This is a genomic window from Butyricimonas hominis (assembly GCF_014287455.1).
GTDB lineage: Bacteria > Bacteroidota > Bacteroidia > Bacteroidales > Marinifilaceae > Butyricimonas > Butyricimonas muris.
Map to the genome: position 1 here is coordinate 113,680 of NZ_JACOOH010000003.1, position 17,876 is coordinate 131,555.

At 42.7% G+C, this 17,876-nt stretch carries 11 protein-coding genes; all 11 read right to left on the minus strand.

Annotation, left to right across the window (positions count from 1 at the left end):
- Positions 1-130 precede the first annotated feature (130 nt).
- The 11 genes from H8S64_RS07410 to H8S64_RS07460 all read right to left on the minus strand — a co-directional run bounded on the left by H8S64_RS07410 (position 131) and on the right by H8S64_RS07460 (position 17,799).
- A complete protein-coding gene (locus tag H8S64_RS07410; protein ID WP_186975578.1) occupies positions 131-1,495 on the minus strand; it encodes a TlpA family protein disulfide reductase in 1,365 nt (454 codons plus the stop codon).
- A gap of 6 nt (positions 1,496-1,501) precedes the next feature.
- A complete protein-coding gene (locus H8S64_RS07415; protein WP_186975579.1) occupies positions 1,502-2,467 on the minus strand; it encodes a hypothetical protein in 966 nt (321 codons plus the stop codon).
- Between the two features lie 11 nt (positions 2,468-2,478).
- Positions 2,479-4,038: a RagB/SusD family nutrient uptake outer membrane protein gene (locus tag H8S64_RS07420; RefSeq protein WP_186975580.1), complete on the minus strand. Its 1,560-nt coding sequence runs from the start codon at positions 4,036-4,038 to the stop codon at positions 2,479-2,481.
- A gap of 12 nt (positions 4,039-4,050) precedes the next feature.
- A complete protein-coding gene (locus H8S64_RS07425) occupies positions 4,051-7,719 on the minus strand; it encodes a SusC/RagA family TonB-linked outer membrane protein (protein ID WP_186975581.1) in 3,669 nt (1,222 codons plus the stop codon).
- Between the two features lie 90 nt (positions 7,720-7,809).
- Positions 7,810-8,979 carry a FecR family protein gene (locus H8S64_RS07430; RefSeq protein ID WP_186975582.1) on the minus strand — a complete coding sequence of 390 codons (1,170 nt, stop codon included), beginning with the start codon at positions 8,977-8,979 and terminating at the stop codon, positions 7,810-7,812.
- Positions 8,980-9,020: 41 nt separating this feature from the next.
- Positions 9,021-9,620: an RNA polymerase sigma-70 factor gene (locus tag H8S64_RS07435; RefSeq protein ID WP_255302108.1), complete on the minus strand. Its 600-nt coding sequence runs from the start codon at positions 9,618-9,620 to the stop codon at positions 9,021-9,023.
- A 152-nt stretch (positions 9,621-9,772) separates the two neighbouring features.
- Positions 9,773-10,951 (minus strand): thioredoxin family protein, encoded by a 1,179-nt coding sequence (locus tag H8S64_RS07440; protein WP_222621159.1) that lies wholly within the window; start codon positions 10,949-10,951, stop codon positions 9,773-9,775.
- A gap of 11 nt (positions 10,952-10,962) precedes the next feature.
- On the minus strand, positions 10,963-12,423 hold the full coding sequence (locus tag H8S64_RS07445; protein ID WP_186975583.1) for a RagB/SusD family nutrient uptake outer membrane protein: 1,461 nt from the start codon (positions 12,421-12,423) through the stop codon (positions 10,963-10,965).
- Between the two features lie 11 nt (positions 12,424-12,434).
- Entirely contained in the window at positions 12,435-15,740 is a 3,306-nt protein-coding gene (locus tag H8S64_RS07450; RefSeq protein ID WP_186975584.1) for a TonB-dependent receptor, read from the minus strand.
- Between the two features lie 172 nt (positions 15,741-15,912).
- Complete coding sequence (locus tag H8S64_RS07455; RefSeq protein ID WP_186975585.1) at positions 15,913-17,070, minus strand: FecR domain-containing protein; 1,158 nt, start codon at positions 17,068-17,070, stop codon at positions 15,913-15,915.
- A gap of 168 nt (positions 17,071-17,238) precedes the next feature.
- Positions 17,239-17,799, minus strand: coding sequence for an RNA polymerase sigma-70 factor (locus tag H8S64_RS07460; protein ID WP_186975586.1), 561 nt, complete (start codon positions 17,797-17,799; stop codon positions 17,239-17,241).
- Between the last annotated feature and the right edge of the window lie 77 nt (positions 17,800-17,876).

Genomic DNA, 17,876 nt, shown 5'->3' on the forward strand with positions numbered 1-17,876 from the left:
ACAGCTTTCAAAAGATAATTCCGAAAATATCCGTATATTTTAATATTAGGTACTGCTTATTACCCGATTTATAATAAAACGTCCATCAACATTAATCTTGTTGATGGACGCAATTCTGCAATCTTAAAAATTACTCCACGCAAACCAGATCGAGCAAAGAATTCAATGCTTTCATTCCCGGTCTGTAAGCAAAAGCCATACGTATTTTAAAATTCTTATCAATCAATATGAAACGCGGAATACCGCTAATCTTGTACGCTTCCTGAAACTTTTTATTGCCGGAATGCAATTCCAGAACATTTTCCACTCGCGGATGTCCGTTTAAATAATTCATCCAAGGAGCGGCCTTCTTGTCAATAGATACTGAAATGAATTTAATATTCTTTTCTTTGTATTCCCGAGCCAACCCGTGAAACACGGGAGCCAAGGCTTTACAAGGATTACACCATGTTGCCCACACGTCTATAAAAATGGGCATTCCCTTGTAATCCGACAACTTACACGCGTTGCCGTCCATGTCTTTAAACTCAAAATCCATCGCTTCCACCCCTGTCAAAAGATCACGTTTGTCTTTAATATGTTCATTTACAATATCCAAAATAACAGAATCTTTTACTTTCCCCGGGAAATCCAAAAGCTCAGGACTATATAGACGAGTCACATCATTCAGTACCTGCATCAAAGCGTATTCTTCCTCGAATAGTGAATAACCGATTTGTCCGGCAAAACCGGGTTCGATATTATGAACAACATTCATTAACGCCTGACTCGTTTGCCAATATTGCAATACCTCCTGTTCTTTGTAAAGCTTACATATATGACGAGCCTTTTTCAAAAAGACTTTTGAAAAAGCAAGTTTGAAATCCCTGTTCCAAGATTCAAAATCTGCGGCGGATAATTCCCGTTGCATACTTTGAGCCGAGAACTGATAGTAATTCAACAAGGTGCTGATAACCATAAAATCAATCCGGCATTGACAGTCCTCCACGAACTTTTTCGAGAGAAAAATACTTTTTACAACTCGCTTTAACGAATCGGCATTGGAAAACACCCGTCGTTCATACTCCTTGTAAGTAGTTTGAGGTGTAAGCAACTTCGGGTACAGCATTTGATAACTCAAAAACCAAGATTGGTTTAGCCACGCATTTTCCGCGGCCAAATCACCCGAGAATTTCGTCTTCGTCCGCTCTCGGTCATTGTAATCAATGACGATGGTGCTACCCGGTTTCACGAACACATTCAATGCTCCCCAATCGTACAATCTGTAATATTCCCCTTCCGGATCGGTCACCCGCAATAAAAAAGTAATAGAATCTCCCGGAGCTACCCGTTCGGAACGAACCATATTATATCGGGTTTCTTTAATCAATTCTGCCGGATAACGTTGAAATACAGGATGCGACTTAAAAACGACCTTCGCATCCTGTGCAACAGAAATCAACGCACACAATACTCCGACAATTCCCAAAAGAATCGGTTTCATGCATTTCTCCATTACAAATCACTTTAATTCAAAGCCTATTGATTCCATCACGCCACGCATAATCAGGAATTTCTCCAACACCATCGGGTACTCGGCATACATTCCCTCGAACTCCGCCTTACTATACGAAACCACCGCCATGATATAGTCCTCGATATCCTCATCTTCCTTTACAATCCTGTAACGCCATTTCGTTATATCGGGATCGGTCACATACGGATAATTGTCCCGGGAATAATCCAAGAAACCGTACACTTCCCAACGGGCAGGTGCAAGACACGACTCTCCCGGATAATTAGGAGTACGCACATTCATCCCGTAATAACTTCTTTGTGTCGCTGGATCATAACTCACCTTTTTAAAGGTCTCAATCTCGGACGAAGGATTCTTTGCCAGATACTTAATAGCCAAATAGGTGATAATCTCATTCGCCCGCTCTATTTTCTCCGCTTGCGACATATTCGCGATGACAGGAATATCGGCTACAGCCAACGTCTCCATGGCTTGATGCACCGCTTTCATGCTCTTCGCCCCTCCCACGTATTGCTGTTCATATATCGAGTCCAACAAAAGAATCGACTGAATATAAAATATCTCGGGAACATTAGGCAACAGCACCTCATCCACGAACTTTATTCCCGCCAACTTGTCCGCTTCATCCCGTATCAACGAAATATGTTTGGCGTTAATACTAAATGCGTTAGTCGGGTTATTTAGATTATAATTCAAATCCAACACTTTATAATACACGATCGGGTTTCCATTGTGATCCAAACCCCGTTCCTGACTTCCGATCGTATCATTACAGAAGACCGGTATCCCCCAAGTGGAATACACCCCGTAAGCGGCATGTTGCACCGCATCATCAAGATTATCTTGCAGCACAAACCACTCCACGTCCGAGTACGAGGGTTGCAAATCATCCTCTTCACTACATCCCGTAGCAAAGAACACCATCACCAGAAGTAATATATGATATTTCATTGGAATTAAAATTAAAAGCGTTTAAACATTTCTCTTTGAGGACGAGCGGCATTATCCACCATGTTCCCCTTGTTGAATTCGATCACCGACCGCGGGATCGGAATCACGTAAGCGGGCTCCGAAGCGTACTCGTTCAACTGGTAACTGCCCAAATACTCGCGCATCCAAGTCGTATTATTATAAAAATACTGATCATGAATAATCGGTTTGGAATAAGGATACTTGGAATGAACAGCATAACGACGCAAATCAAACCAACGGTGTCCCTCGAAGCAAAGTTCCCGACGGCGTTCGTCACGGATTAATTCCATCAACTTCTCGCCCGTCCGCTTGTCCAAAGCGACGTGAGTACCTTGTTTCATACGTTTACTTCTCAACTCTTCAATTATATTCTGCGCCTCATCCTCACGGGAAAGCATAGCCAAAGCTTCCGCTTTATTCAACAAAACCTCGGACAAACGCAACAGACACTCAGAAGAAACCAGTCCATCCTGACTATCTACTAATTTCTTTACAAGATACACGGGATTTCCCCAAGCATCTTTGTAAATCCCCAACCAAGAATCAATACGCAAATCATTACCCGGTTCTTGACGGAACATTTCAACCAAAGCATCCGACACATCAAAATTACTCATGCTCGTCATATCACAATCTGCAAAACAATTCCCCCCTTGCGAAAAGATTGTTTCAGGCGAATCTTTAAACGTGATACTGGCACCGTTAATTGTTCCCCACTTGTCCGGTACCACCAACGCCAACCGCTCGTTGTAGTCCAACAAAGCGTATCCTCCCTGCAACACGGTATCGGCAGACGCGAGTGCTTTCTCGTAATCTTCCATGTACAAATGCACCCTGCTCAAAAAAGCATGCACGGCATAAAAGCCTGCCCGATAAATCGTTTTATGCTCTTTGCCTTTCAATAAACGGGCAGCCAACGTCAAATCCTCCGTGATGCGGGTATAGGTTTCTTCCAATGTATTCCGCTTGAAATAAATATCCTCCACGTATTCGGTAGTCTTAATCGGCACACCTAAATCTATCGCGGCAGAAGCCTTCACGTAAGGCTTGGCATAGATATTAGCAAGATAAAAATAGTACACCCCGCGCAAGAAATAACACTCGCCTTTAATCCGCTCTATGGCTTCCGGCCGATCATTTATCTCCTCCGTTTTAGACAGTATCACATTCACAGAACTGATGTGCTTATACAAGCGTTTCCAATCCGTATCGCTCACCTCCTCGCCTTCCCGCATATAAGGATATTCCGACCACGTGTAAAAATTTGCAAAATCAATAAACTGCGAAGCATCAGCATTCCCTCCCGGACCAAACTGCTTTATATCATCATCCATCACGTGAATCCAAGGGAAATAATAACCGTCATCACCCCCCAAGGAAACAATAACCTGCCTACTTGGCACCTTCATATACCCGTCCCCTATCAATATCTCGTCCAAATCCGCCGCCGTCTTCGCGTATGTCATATCCTGTGAATACTCTTCCAAGAAATCATTACACGAGCTTAAAAAGAAAAGAATCGGGATTAAATAACTTATATAACTTTTCATAGCCTCAATTAATTAAAACGTGATACCTAAATTAACGGAATACGAGGGGCGAATCGACAAATTCAATTTATCGGTTGTCCCCGATTGTGAAGGATCTTGCCCTTTCAGTTTCGAACTGCAAATGGTAAACAAATTACTTCCCGAAACCCCGACATATGCCGACTTCAACAACAACTTCTTGCAGAACTCCTCCGGCAAAGTATAATTAAACACAAAAGACTGCAACTTCAAATAATTCCCGCTCACAGTCCGGATATCGGAATTATCATACATCTGCCAGATATTATCGGCAAAGTTAATCGAGTTATTGTTCCCGGACTTCCACCACGGCTGCAAAGTCCTGCTATACTCGGCATTCGGTAATAATCCCGGGATACTCGTGTGCCGCTCGTCACCCGGACGTTGCCAGCGTTTCACGAACTCCCGACGCACGTTTCTTTCCGGCAGAGGAGCAACCGTCGTTCCGTTTTTATTCGTCCCGTACAACTGCATCAACCGAATTTTAGAACCGAACGAGTACGAGAAATTAAAACTCAATGACATCCGTTTATACGAGAAGGTATTCGACACACCACCCTGCAAAACCGGCACCCGCGTACCGGACACCTTCATCACCCGGCGAAACACATCCTCCCGTTCCATCTTCAAATATTCATCTTTAAGCTCTTCCTCCACGTCATAAAACATCGGGCGTCCGTCCTCGGGCGAAAGCCCTTGAAATTTATATGAAAAGAAGGTATTCAGAGGCTCCCCTTCAATCAACGCCGACCCATCCAGATAATTCGTGTAAAATATCTCATCCTGATCTTTCTCGAAGTTATCATTATTAACCGCTTTCGTCAACAAGGTATTCAACACTTGCCCTATTTGCGGATCAATATCCCAACGGAAACCACCGATTTCACCACCCGCTTTAAAAGGAGTAAAATTGAAACTCATCTCGAAACCCTTGTTTTCCACTGTCCCGGAATTAATCACGTAGGTTTCCACGCCATTGATATCCGCTACCGTCTTACTCAGGAAAGCATCTTTAGTCTTCTTGTAGAAATACGAGAACGTACCCCGGATACGATTATTGAACAAGGCAAAGTCCACGGAACCATTGAAGGCTCCCGTCTTCTCCCACCGCAAATCAGGATTCGGATAATGTTGTATATTCGACTCGTACTCCCCGAAATAATCGTTCATATTCCCTTTCTTGATAATGAGTTCCGGAGTCTGATTACTCAACATATTTCCTTGATACCCGAAAGAACCTCTCACGGATAACCCGTTAACCCAATTAACATCCCGTAATATATTTGCCTTCATATCCCAACTCGCGGAAACCGACCATACCGGCAATATCTTTTCGTTACTGCGATCCCCAAACTTGTTGGAAGCATCCGCACGGGTGTTAAAATTAAATGAATAAGCGTTATTCAACGTGTAGGTCAACGTCAAATAAGCAGACATCTCGTTCTGGATATTATCCGATATCACCCCTCTTGCATCCTCCTCTTCCATTTGCCATTTGGTAAAAGAAGGGTACACGTCGGGAGCCAATGTCGCGATCATCTTTCCCCGCTCGGGCAGATATCCCCGATGTACTTGATGTTTTCCGTCATATTTTGAAGACGCCAACTCGAAACCCACGGCGGCATTGATCAAATGTTTTTGCCCGCTATCCAAGAACCTTGTGAAATCAAATTGCAGACGGGTAGTATAATTATCGTTCCGGGTAACATCCTCACGATACTCTCCCCCCACGGGTAATAAACTAATCGATTTCTGATCCGGCGTCAACTCCACCCCGTAATTCACACCCCGAAGATTTGACGCGTAGAAAGAATTTTCACCGATAAACGTTTCCTGCATCGTGTTATTAATACTGTATGAAAATATGAATTGGGTTTTCAGCCAATCATTGAAACGATAATTCAAATTCATATTCAAGGTAATCCCGGAACTATTATACTCGTCCCGGTAATTTTCCATCTCATGCAAAGCATTAAATGCCAACTGACTATTAGAACTGGCATTAGAAGAACCTTTCACGTCATAAAAATAAAGACTCCCGTCTTCGTTAAATGCCGGAATAGCCCTCGAAGTATTATAAGCGTAATCCAGAATATTCACCTCACTATTCACGTATTCCCGCACCCCTTTATTAGCCAGCATCCCGAACGAGAACGAGAATTTATTGAAACTCCCGTTGATGTTCATACTCGTGGAATAACGATCATTCTTTTCACCTTTGATCACCCCTTTCTCGTTAGAATATCCCAAGGAAGCATAATAACGGATATTCGTGCTACCACCCGACAAACTCAACGTGTGGCTGTTAGAAAACACATCTTCCGTGATTAGATCGAACCAATCGGTATTCACGGTTTCCAATCTTGATACTTCATCCGTGAACTGTTGATAAGTATAGATTCCATTGTTATACTTATCAAGAGCCCCTTCATACCCGACCCAATTATTGATAGTCGGGTACGACAACCCCTTCTCGACAATCTCTCGGGAATACGCAATACGTTCTTTCGAGTTCATCAAATAAATATTCTTGTCCGAATAACGGGGTCTTGCCGTGAACTTGCCATTCAAACTGTACGTCACGGAAGGCGGTCCCGTCTTCCCTTTCTTCGTGGTAATATTAATTACCCCATTTGCCGCCTTTGCCCCGTATAATGCCGTGGCGGAAGCATCCTTCAAAATATCAATACGTTCAATATCTTCAGGGTTAATGCCGGAAATAGCGTTTCCAACCAAATTCACGAAATCCAGATTATTAATCAAAGTCGGACTCACGTTCACGGGATCACGTAACACGATACCATCCAACACCCACACGGGTTCTTGGTTGCCAAGTATCGTGGAAGTACCCCGGATACGTAATTTCGGTGCTGCCCCCACTTGTCCCGAATTCTGCATAAAGATCATCCCCGGCACGTGTGATTCAAGCAACTGATCTATAGTTTGTACCCCGGGAACCTTGATTTTGTCCATCTCAATAGACTGAATGGCACTCGTGTTTTTTCGGCGATCGATAGTCTGGTATCCGGTAACAACAACTTCGGACAGCTCGGACTGTTCTTCCTTCATCACCACGTTAATCGTATCCTGTCCGGTACATTTCACTTCCGCCGTTTCCATTCCGATAAAGGAAAAGATCAAAGCCATATTCTCCATCGCAGGTAATGTCAATGCATATCTACCGTTTACGTCAGTGGCAGTTCCGATCGTCAATCCTTTCACGACCACGGTCACACCGGGCAACGGAATCTTGTGTTGATCCGTAACCAGCCCCGTGATACGGACATTTTTCTGCCTTGTATCTTCCATTTTTTTATCCGTGATCACAATCTGTTCACCCACGACTTGAAACGTGTAGGCAGAATTTTCAAATACCCGTTTCAACACGTTTTCAACGGTTTCGTCCGTCACGGAAACTGTAACCTTCCCGATATTCTTCTCTTGTGTATCATTATAGAAGAATTTGTAAGAAGTCTGTTTTTTAATCTCGTTAAACAGCACGGAAAGTGACACCCCTTTCAATTTCAAAGTCACCTTTCGGGGTTGTCCGACATCAGCACCCCGAACCGGACTGCAACAAATACCACCCCATATCAACGTCAGTAAAACTACTCTTTTGAGAAATAATACTGACAACGACAAAAAATGTTGTTTTTTTTCCATAGATTTGTCATGTAAGTTTTAAATGATTATATAAAGCTTAATTTAAAAGGAGTATCCCAAGTGTTGGTCGCACGGCTCGGAACTCCTTTTTTATTTTTGTAAAATAATACTGTCTTCATTCATTCTGTATTGAATACCCAGATTCACGCATATCGTTTCAATAGCCGCCCGAACATCCTCCCTGTCAAATTCTCCGCTAAAAAGCTGGGAGAATGATTTTCCTGTCTCGTTAATAATAGTCACACCATACCAACGCTCCAGTTTCCAGACAACATCATCAAACCGCTCGTTATCTATCACGAGTACTCCATCTTTCCATCTTACCATATTAGCAGCATCCACCTTTTTTACTTCCACGTCCCCGCTCTTCGTGTTGAACACGATTTGCTCATCGGGCTTCATAACGACAGCATGTTTCCCCGCTTGAACCCTCACTTTTCCTTCCACCAAAGTAGCACTGGCCTCATTCCGATCCCCGTACAGGTTCACTTCAAAAGAAGTACCCAGTACTTCAGTCACCAACTCCCTCCCCGCAACAACAAATGGACAAGCTGTATCCCGTGTCACTTCAAAATAAACGTTTCCCCGTACCTCCACTTCCCGTCTCTCTTTACCGAAACGTATCGGGTAACGCAACGAACTCTCCGAGTTTATCCAAACCTTTGTCCCGTCCGACAATCGAAGAGAGAAACGCTCTCCCGCGGGGACAATAATTTCATTATATGCCAATTCAAAATCCCCAGCCCCCGCCAATGAATCATTCAGTTCATAAGCAATCTCCCGGTTGTTGATCTTACTTATCTTGATATCATCTTCCATTCCGTCGGACAAAGCCAAAGAATCGGAAAGAACATTTACTTTCCTGCCATCGGAAAGAGTCAACAATATTCCTTTACTATAAATAATTTCCTTCCCCTCGGGGACAATTTGTTTTTCCGGTTCATACAAACGCAGCAAAGCAAAAACACCAATCATCACCACGGCTACAGCCGAGAGCATTCTCCATACACGCTTCATGTTGTGTTTCGGACTTAAAGACCGATGCATAAACCGTCTATAATCTTCCAGTCCCACCTCAACCATTTCCCGGTCTGCATGTCTTCCAGAGGAAAGATTCCACACTTTTCTAAACTTCTCGAAATAAAGTCGATTCCGCTCATCCTTCATCCATTCTGAAAAATATACAATTTCCTCTTGTTCTGCCTGATGCGACAAAACACGAATCAGTAATTCATCTATATTGAAAGTTTCTGTTTCCATCTTTCCTGCCTTTTATACACTAAAGACAGACAAAACATGTTTTACCCCCAATGAGAAACCGAAAAAAATAAAATAATTTGCAGCAACCAATCCAATTCCTCACGCAACTTACTCAAAGCTATCGTCATATGCCGTTCTACCGTTTTCTCGGAAATATTCAATTTTTCAGCAATCTCCCTATTTTTCAACCCCTCTACCTTACTTAAAACAAATACCTCTCTACACTTTTCCGGCAACAAAGCTATTGCCTCGTCCAACGCTTTGGCTACATCAGCCTGCCACAATTCCATTTCAGCCTCCGGCGATTGAATAACATTAGAAAAATAAAGGTCTGCCAATTGTTCCCGCTCATACTTTTGAATATTCTTTTTATGAGCCAGAGTATTCAAACATGCGTGATAAACCGATTTAAAAAGATATGCTTTTACAGAAAGAGAAATATTCAGTACTTCACGCCCTTCCCATATTTTATAATACATTTGTTGGACAACATCCCGGGCGGTTTCCAAATCATTTAATAAACGGTCGGCATAATTCAACAAAGAATCATAGTATGTGGTATAGATATACTCGAAAGCTGATATCTTGCCACATTTCAATACTTCTAATAATTCTTTATCATCTGAATAATCCACGAGCATCAACATTAATAACCATGCAAATATAATGTTACTAATCTAATTTACACGTCTATTGTTCGACAAAGTTATCTATATTCTTTCAAAATAAAGAAGCGGAACCATGACAGGATTCCGCTTCTTACACACAATTAAAACAATCACACACTAAAATATCATTTTTTCTTTCGTGTCGGTTTCTGTGCCAGATTCTTCGGACGCATACTGTATTCTTTGGCTCCGACTTCCGGTTTATCCATAATAGATGCGGGAAAAACTTTTTCAGCCCCCGGGGTCTTACGAATCAGACGTTCCAGCAATGCCGCGTACTCTTGATGGATGTACGGATCCTGTCGGTTGTCGCTATTATAAGCGATATACTGCAAATAAGAGGCACACCTGCTCAACCACTCCACCGGGGTTTCCGGGTCCCAATAACTGCCGCGCACGGTAAACCGGAACTGTTCGATAAAATCCTGCTGGTTAATGGAGGTATCCGCCATAGCACGCCGAATCAACACATCAGCCTTATCATACTCTTTATTTCTTACCAAAGCATTGATTTGTACCAGATACTTGTTCAAATCTTTACCCTTAAATTCCGGCAACCGATTTAATTCCTCCAAAGAAGCATTCCGGGTTTCCATGTACAACTTGTTGTCTACTATATCCTTTCCCAACACGCTTACGAACTTGTCATACCCCTGTACAACTTCTTGAAAATAAGGATTATTCACCCCCGTGATATTGGCTTTAAATATCTTCCAAACGTCCGGTTCCGTCAACTTCGCCCCCTTCTTCATCAGCATATCAAATGCTTTCTGCACGTTCTCCCGTTCATAGATAGAAGCATTGTAATTGATATAATTCTTTAGAAATTCCCGGTCATCACGTCCTTTAGCAAATTCCTCAGTCAAATAACCGGAACGCAATTCCGGTACCAAAGCACTTTTTCCCGTGGCAAGAAACTGCTCGGCAGACTGACGGGATTTACTCCGGTGTACCACCTCCTCGCTTGCCGGATCAACAAACACGTAAGTCGGGTAAGAATTAACGCTATAGCGTTTGGCAAGTTCCACTCCCTCCCCGTTCTCGGCATCAATCTTCATGTTCACGAACTTCGTGTTATAAAAATCCCCGATAAAGGGGAGAGTGAACACACTCTCCGCCATATTTAAACAAGGACCACACCATTGAGTGTAGAAATCCACGAATATCAATTTGTTCTCCGCCTTAGCTTTCTCTATTCCCTCTTTCCATGTTCCATGATAAAACTGAATACCATAGTTCGGTTCCATTTGGGCGAAAATATTCACACTCCATAAAAGAAGTACTATATACACGATATGTTTCATAATCTTTACTTTTAATATCCGGGATTTTGTTCACAAATAGAATTTGCATTAATCTCTCCGGTAGGGATATTATAAATCTTTCTGGTTTCCAACTTTTGCATGAAAGCCTCCACGAAACTAGCTGTATTATTTTCCTCGTCTTTCTCTTGTTCATCTTCCAACTGCTCAGCCAAACTTTGATTCATTTCCAACAAACGATCAAAACGTTGCACGGCAAACCATTCATGCCAATTCTCGAAAGCCATTTCGATCCACCACTCTTTGAATATTTCATCCATTAACTCGTCACGAGTTGCCGGCTCTGTTAAATTCGTACTTCCCACACGCCCGCGTAATTCTTTGATCGGAGCCCAAGCATCAGCAATAGAACTATTACTACGAGCCAACGCCTCTGCCTTAATCAAGTACAATTCAGCTGTACGCAAGAATATTACCGGCACACCATCATTCGGACGATAAATCTTTTTTACCGTATTTACATTGTAGGTCACTCCGTTATAAGTAACATTTTTATTTTCAGTAACCAATGTTTTCCGAGGATCCCCTTCAATCAAATTCATATAACTTTCGGTCGGTCCCCACAACCCGGAAGCCCCGGAAGCCTTCTCCATAAGATAAGATACATCGGATGCCTCATCCGTGCTAAATGCCCGGCAGAAAATAACTTCTTTCGACGTTTCCGTATTCGTGAACACATTAGAATAACTTGGGTCTAAAGGATTCACCGACGTGATAGCTTCATCGGCAGCAACGGCCGCTTCACTATATTTCCCTTGGTAAAACAGCACAACCGCTTTCAGCGCTTTTGCCGCCTGTACGGATGCCCGAGTGGGAGTCGTGTATGCGGGAGCTTGAGCCAAAGCTATTTCCAAATGATTAAAAATTTCCTCGTAACTTTTAGCTACCGTGGTACGTGCCTTCACGGCATTGGCAACCGATGGTATTTCATCCCGAACAAGTACCCCGTAATTACTGCTTTCATCCCAATATTCGCCAAATTGACGCAATAACCTGAAATAAGCCAGAGCCACTAGAAAATGACACTCTCCGACAATCTCCTCTTTTCTTCCCTTTTCAAATTCACTATCATTAATCCCCTCCAATGATGTCAACAAATAATTGACATTCTTGATTATATTATAATCATCACTCCACTCTCCATCCCCGAAAGAACTATAAGACAAAGTATTCAAATATCTCTCGGAATAATAGATAGCATTCCCCGAGGTAACAAAATCTTGCCGTAACATAGCCCCGGACATAAAACTACCACTTAACGCGGCAAACAAATAATTCGTGCTAGTGGACGGCAAATAGGAATACGCGCCGTTTAAAGCTAATTCTGCCATTTTCGGCGAGGTTATCGCGTTCTCCAGATCCAACTCGTACATCGGATCTTGTTCCAACACGTCTACCAATTGACAATTGGTAAAACCTATTATAATCGAAAATACAATCAGTATTTTTTTCATACTCACAATTTTTAGAAATTAAGTTTAACACCAAAAGAGAATGTACGTGAAGACGGATAATTCCAATTCTCGTAGTTCGCACCATAATTCGAACTTGCCGAACCTATTGTACTGGGGTCTTGTCCCGGGTATTTCGTGATCACGAAAAGATTACTTGCCGTGAAATAAAGCTCTCCGGAATTCAAATACTTACCTCTCCATAACTTCGGAATATCGTAAGATAAACGAAGTTCTTGCAAACGAAGATTGGAAGTGCTAAACAACGATAAAGACGTATTGGGTGCAACAGCATCACCTATATACATGGCTGGCAATTTTGCATTCCGGTTCTCATCGCTCCAACGATTATGCAAATTGTAATCAACCAACCCGGTCAATTGATTCGGCAAATTCTGTAACGTCTTATTATACAACTTCTCTCCTCCTATTTGGAAACCGAAATGCATGTATAAACTCAATCGCTTGTAAGTCAGAGTCGAAGTTATACCCCCAATCAAATCTGCCTCCGGAGAACCTATAATCATACGATCTTTATTATCAATATAACCGTTTCCATCCACATCCCGAAGTAACAAATGCCCCGGACGTAAACCGGATCCATTATAGTAAGCCGTGCTACCTTTAGCCTCTGTAGCTTTCGCGTTCAACTTATCTATAGTAGCTTGATTCTGGATAATCCCATCATATTGATAACCGAAGAATGACCCCATCGCATGTCCTTCTGCCAATACTTGGTTTCCGGAACCTTGTACGGTTATACCCATTCCATTATCACTTCCTCCCTGCTCAACCAATTCTAATACCCTATTCCGATTATGAGAGGCATTCAAACCTAATTCCAAACTCCAATCTTTTTTCCCTCGCAATAAATTAGCACGAAGAGATATCTCGATACCCTGATTCCGCACGGAACCCACGTTTGTCGGTATCGGATCCACGGCCAAACTTGAAGGCGGAGTGTAAGTCCAAATCAAATCATCCGTATTCTTGCGATAATATGCGATACTACCGCTCACAAGAGAGCGCAAGATAGAGAAATCAATACCCAAATCATATTGCATCGTGGTTTCCCATTTAATATTATGATTTCCCAACTGGCTATGATATATAGAAGGATTATTCAAATAATCTCCGGTAGAATACAAATCTTTATTCGCGTAACTTCCCCGGTCAAAATTCTGGACGCCCGTTTTACCGACACTAAATTTAATTTTCAAATCATCCAAGAACTTCAGTCCCCTCATAAAACTCTCGTCACTGATACGCCACGCAATAGCTCCCGACGGGAAGAACCCGTAACGATTATTCGTTCCGAAGGAAGAAGAACCGTCATAACGTGCAGTAAACGTGAACAAATACTTATCCAGCAAACGATAATTGATACGGGCAAAAGAAGACTGTAATCCATACACGGTACCACCTCCGCTTTTACTTACAATCTCACTGGCATTCGTGATACCCGTCAAAATCTCATCCATCGGGTAATTTTTAGCTCTCACCCCGAAACTACGTGTTTTAGTACGTTCAAATGAAATACCGACCACGGCATCCAAAGCATGAGCATCATTAATACGCCCGTTCCAAGATAATGTGTTATCAAATACCGTGGTAAACGAACGACTCGTCGATTCCGAACCGGCACCTTTCTCATCCGCAGTCAAATAGGTCGGCGTGTAACTTTCCGAATAAGACATATTCTGGTTTATAGACAAGGAAGTCTTCAATTTCAAGCCCCTCCATATACTTAATTCCAAGAAAGAAGCGGATAAGATACTATAATTATCCTTATAACTTTTGGCATTATTCGATGCTACCGGGTTATAAGAAGTTCCTTCTTTATAATAAGACCCGTCCTCGTTATATATCGGAAAATCGGGACGGAATCCGACAGCCGTGTACAACGAAGTACCCGGGGAACTCACATCCGTGTATCCTAACGTGGTAGACGTTCCGAATTTCAAGAAATCGGTAATATCGTAATCCAGATTGATACGTCCCGTGTAACGGGTAAAATCATCGTGCTCGACCATCCCTTGATAATCCAATACCCCTAAAGAAATATAGTAATTTGAACGTTCTCCCCCGCCTCGAACGGATAAATTCAAATCATGGCGATGAGAAGGACGTTTCAATTCTTTGTACCAATCTGTGTTTCCATCTTTCAATACTGTACTTCCCTCGGCAAGTATACTCTTTGCAGTCGTGTTGGAAGCATCCACTTTTAACGTTTGTTCGGCAATATAGCGCACGAATTCACGAAATTCATCCCCGTTTAACGTGGAAAAATTATTGATCCTCGAATCTACACTAAAAGCATAACTCACATTCAAATCCGGCTTACCGCTTTTACCTCGTTTGGTTGTCACGATAACCACTCCGTTAGCCCCCCGTGAACCGTAAATAGCAGCGGCAGAAGCATCTTTCAACACATCCATCGATTGAATATCCTGCGGAGAAATAGCACTCATCACGTCGGAAGTTACGGGTATACCATCTACCACGTACAACGGTTCATTCTCCCCCGTCAAAGAAGCCTCTCCGCGTACCCTAACCCGAATTTTTTCATTCGGATTAGAAGATGCCAAGGAAACAACTACTCCGGCTGCCGCATTCTGCAACATCGTTTCAACATTCGTCGCATTTTTCTTACTCAATTGTTCCTCGTTCAAAGAAGCCACTTGTCCTGTCAAATCCTTAGAAGCCGTAACTCCATACCCGACAACAACCACTTCGTTCATGCCGACAGCCTCTTCTTCCATCACAATCTTTAAAGGCGCAGGATTAGACATCCCGTTCACTTTCACGATTTGCTTCTTCATACCCACGAAAGAGAACTCTAGTTCCACGTTCTGCGCTTGGGGAACCGTCAATTTAAACTTTCCGTCCATGTCGGTAGCGACTCCCAAGCTCGTTCCCTTTACAACTACTGTCGCCCCGATAACCGGAAGAGAATCCCTGCCGTCTACGACCACCCCCTCGATCGTGATCTCCTTCTTTTCCTGTTGAGCGGGTTCTGGAACGGCCTCGTGTATCACGATAATATCTCCCTCGAATTTGTAAGTCAAACCGGTATCAGCCAATATCCTGTTCAACACACTCTCCACCGTTTCCTGTCTGGCTTTCACCGTGAAATGCCCTAAATTCCGGGTCAACTCCACGTTATACACGAAAGACAAATTAGTCTGTTTTTGTATCTCTCCGCACACCGTCCGGATCGACACATCCTTCAAATTCAAATCCACCCTCTCCTGTTGTGCATTCGTGTTCGCGACGAGGGTAAACGAAAACACGCACATCAATAATACTGTCAATCTCATAATCAATCCAGTTTTTTGTCCTCCATCTCGTGAAAAAAAGGACATAATTGATTTTTTTTTCATAACTTTGAGCATTATAAATTTTACTTTATTGATAAGAGATGCTCCAACATCGACTTATCAGGGTTATTAAACACGTACCGGCAAGTGCTCCAACACCTGCCGGTGTTTTTTATTTAGAAATACTAATTGTTCTGTCCTGTACCGAGAACGTGACTCCAATCGCGCTCTCGATAGCTTTCAAAATATTATCTATCTTCTCGTACCGTTTCACGTGACCTGTAAAATGCAATTTCTTCAATTGCTCATTCGCGTAAATAACATCAACATCGTACCACAAGGAAAGCGTATTCATGATCTGCTCCATACTCAGGTTCTCGAACACGAAGAAACCGTTTTTCCACGCGATATAAGGCTCTATATCTACCGTCCTCACGTCAATAGATGCATCTGTCCGACGAAACTCGCCCAACTGCGAAGGCTTCATCCGGTATTCCTGCCCACCATTCTCCGCCTTCAACCCGATCGCACCCTCCACGAGAACCGTTCGCACGCGCTCCTTGTCATGCGTATTCACGTTAAACGAAGTACCGTATACCCGAATCCGGACTCCGTCCGCGATCACGTAGAAAGGACATTCCGAATCCTTCGCCACTTCAAAAAACGCCTCCCCCGACAAATACACCTCTCTCTTCTCCGAATCAAACGTTACAGGGAATTTCAATTGGGTCGCGGAATTCAACTGTACAATCGAACCGTCCGACAATGTAATTTTATACTCACCTCCCCGGGGAGTCCGAAGTGTGTTATATTGCAAATTCCCCATCCCTTTTCCCCTGCCGGAATACACGATACCGTTACCGGAATTTGTCACGTTCACTCCATCACCGACCGTAATATCACGTGCCGTATCATGTTGTAACGATACTGATTTCCCGTCAGCCAGAATCAACATGGCCTTTGCTTCTCCCGGTAATATATCTGCCACGGTCACAACCTCGGGAGTTTCCTGCCGATTCGTTCTCAACATAACAAAGATCACGCCTAGCGGAAGAAGTAATATAGCGGCATACTTCAGGCACAAGCGAAATATTCTTCTCTTTATACCTACCCGTTTCTCGAAACGCCCGTACGCGGCTTTATGATCCACCTTCTTATGCATTTTATACCTGTATACAATATCTTTTCCGGCACGAACTTTATCAAACATTCGCTTGTTTTCAGGTGCGGCATCCAACCACTCCTGTAACTCCCGCGTCTCCTCGTCCGTTATCACCCCGGACAAATAAAGATGCATCAGTTCAACCATTCTAAATTTACAATCATCCATTCCTTTTATTCTTTTCTACACTTAAAACAACAAGGCACTTAAAAAGAGGTACAAAAAAAATGATTTTTTTTACAGGAACGCCTTTAACAAATAACAAAAAACACCTTATTTGCCTAATTATCAAATCACAATATTAGCAAAAACCTTGGAAAATTAATACCGAAAAATTCAAATCATCCCCAAAGAAAGTAACAAAAAATACGCGGTCCCCAAACATTCCCGAATAAACTGCATCGCCCGCTTTTTCTGGGTTTTCACGGTCAATACGGATAATTTCAAAAGAAGCGCGATCTCCTCGTTCCCTTTACCCTCCAAGTGCAACAAAAATATATTCCTGCATTTCTCCGGCAACTCGTCTATCGTGTCGAACAACAAGCGGTACAACTCCTCTTCCATAATCTTCAAGTCCGCATCATCCTCGTCCACTTCCCCGCCCAAAGAAGCCAGATACTTTTCCTCCACGCTTTTATGCTTCAAGTGATTCAAGCTCCCGTTTCGCACCGAATTATAAAGAAAACTCCGAAAAGCATTATAGGTTGGATATCGCGTGTCTTTTTCCCACACGGAAACAAATACCTCCTGCACGATATCTTCCGCCACATCTTGTTGTCCCACGTAATTCATAGAAAACTCTACCAGTGTACTATAAAATACACGGAACAATTCCTTGAAAGCCTCCGCCTCCTTGGTATTTATCTGTTGCAAGAATCGTTCTCTTCTATTCTGCATGTATATAACATTTACGAGTTATAACCATACACCCGTTATGCCCATTCCTATAATGTCCTTCACAAAATTATACCTTT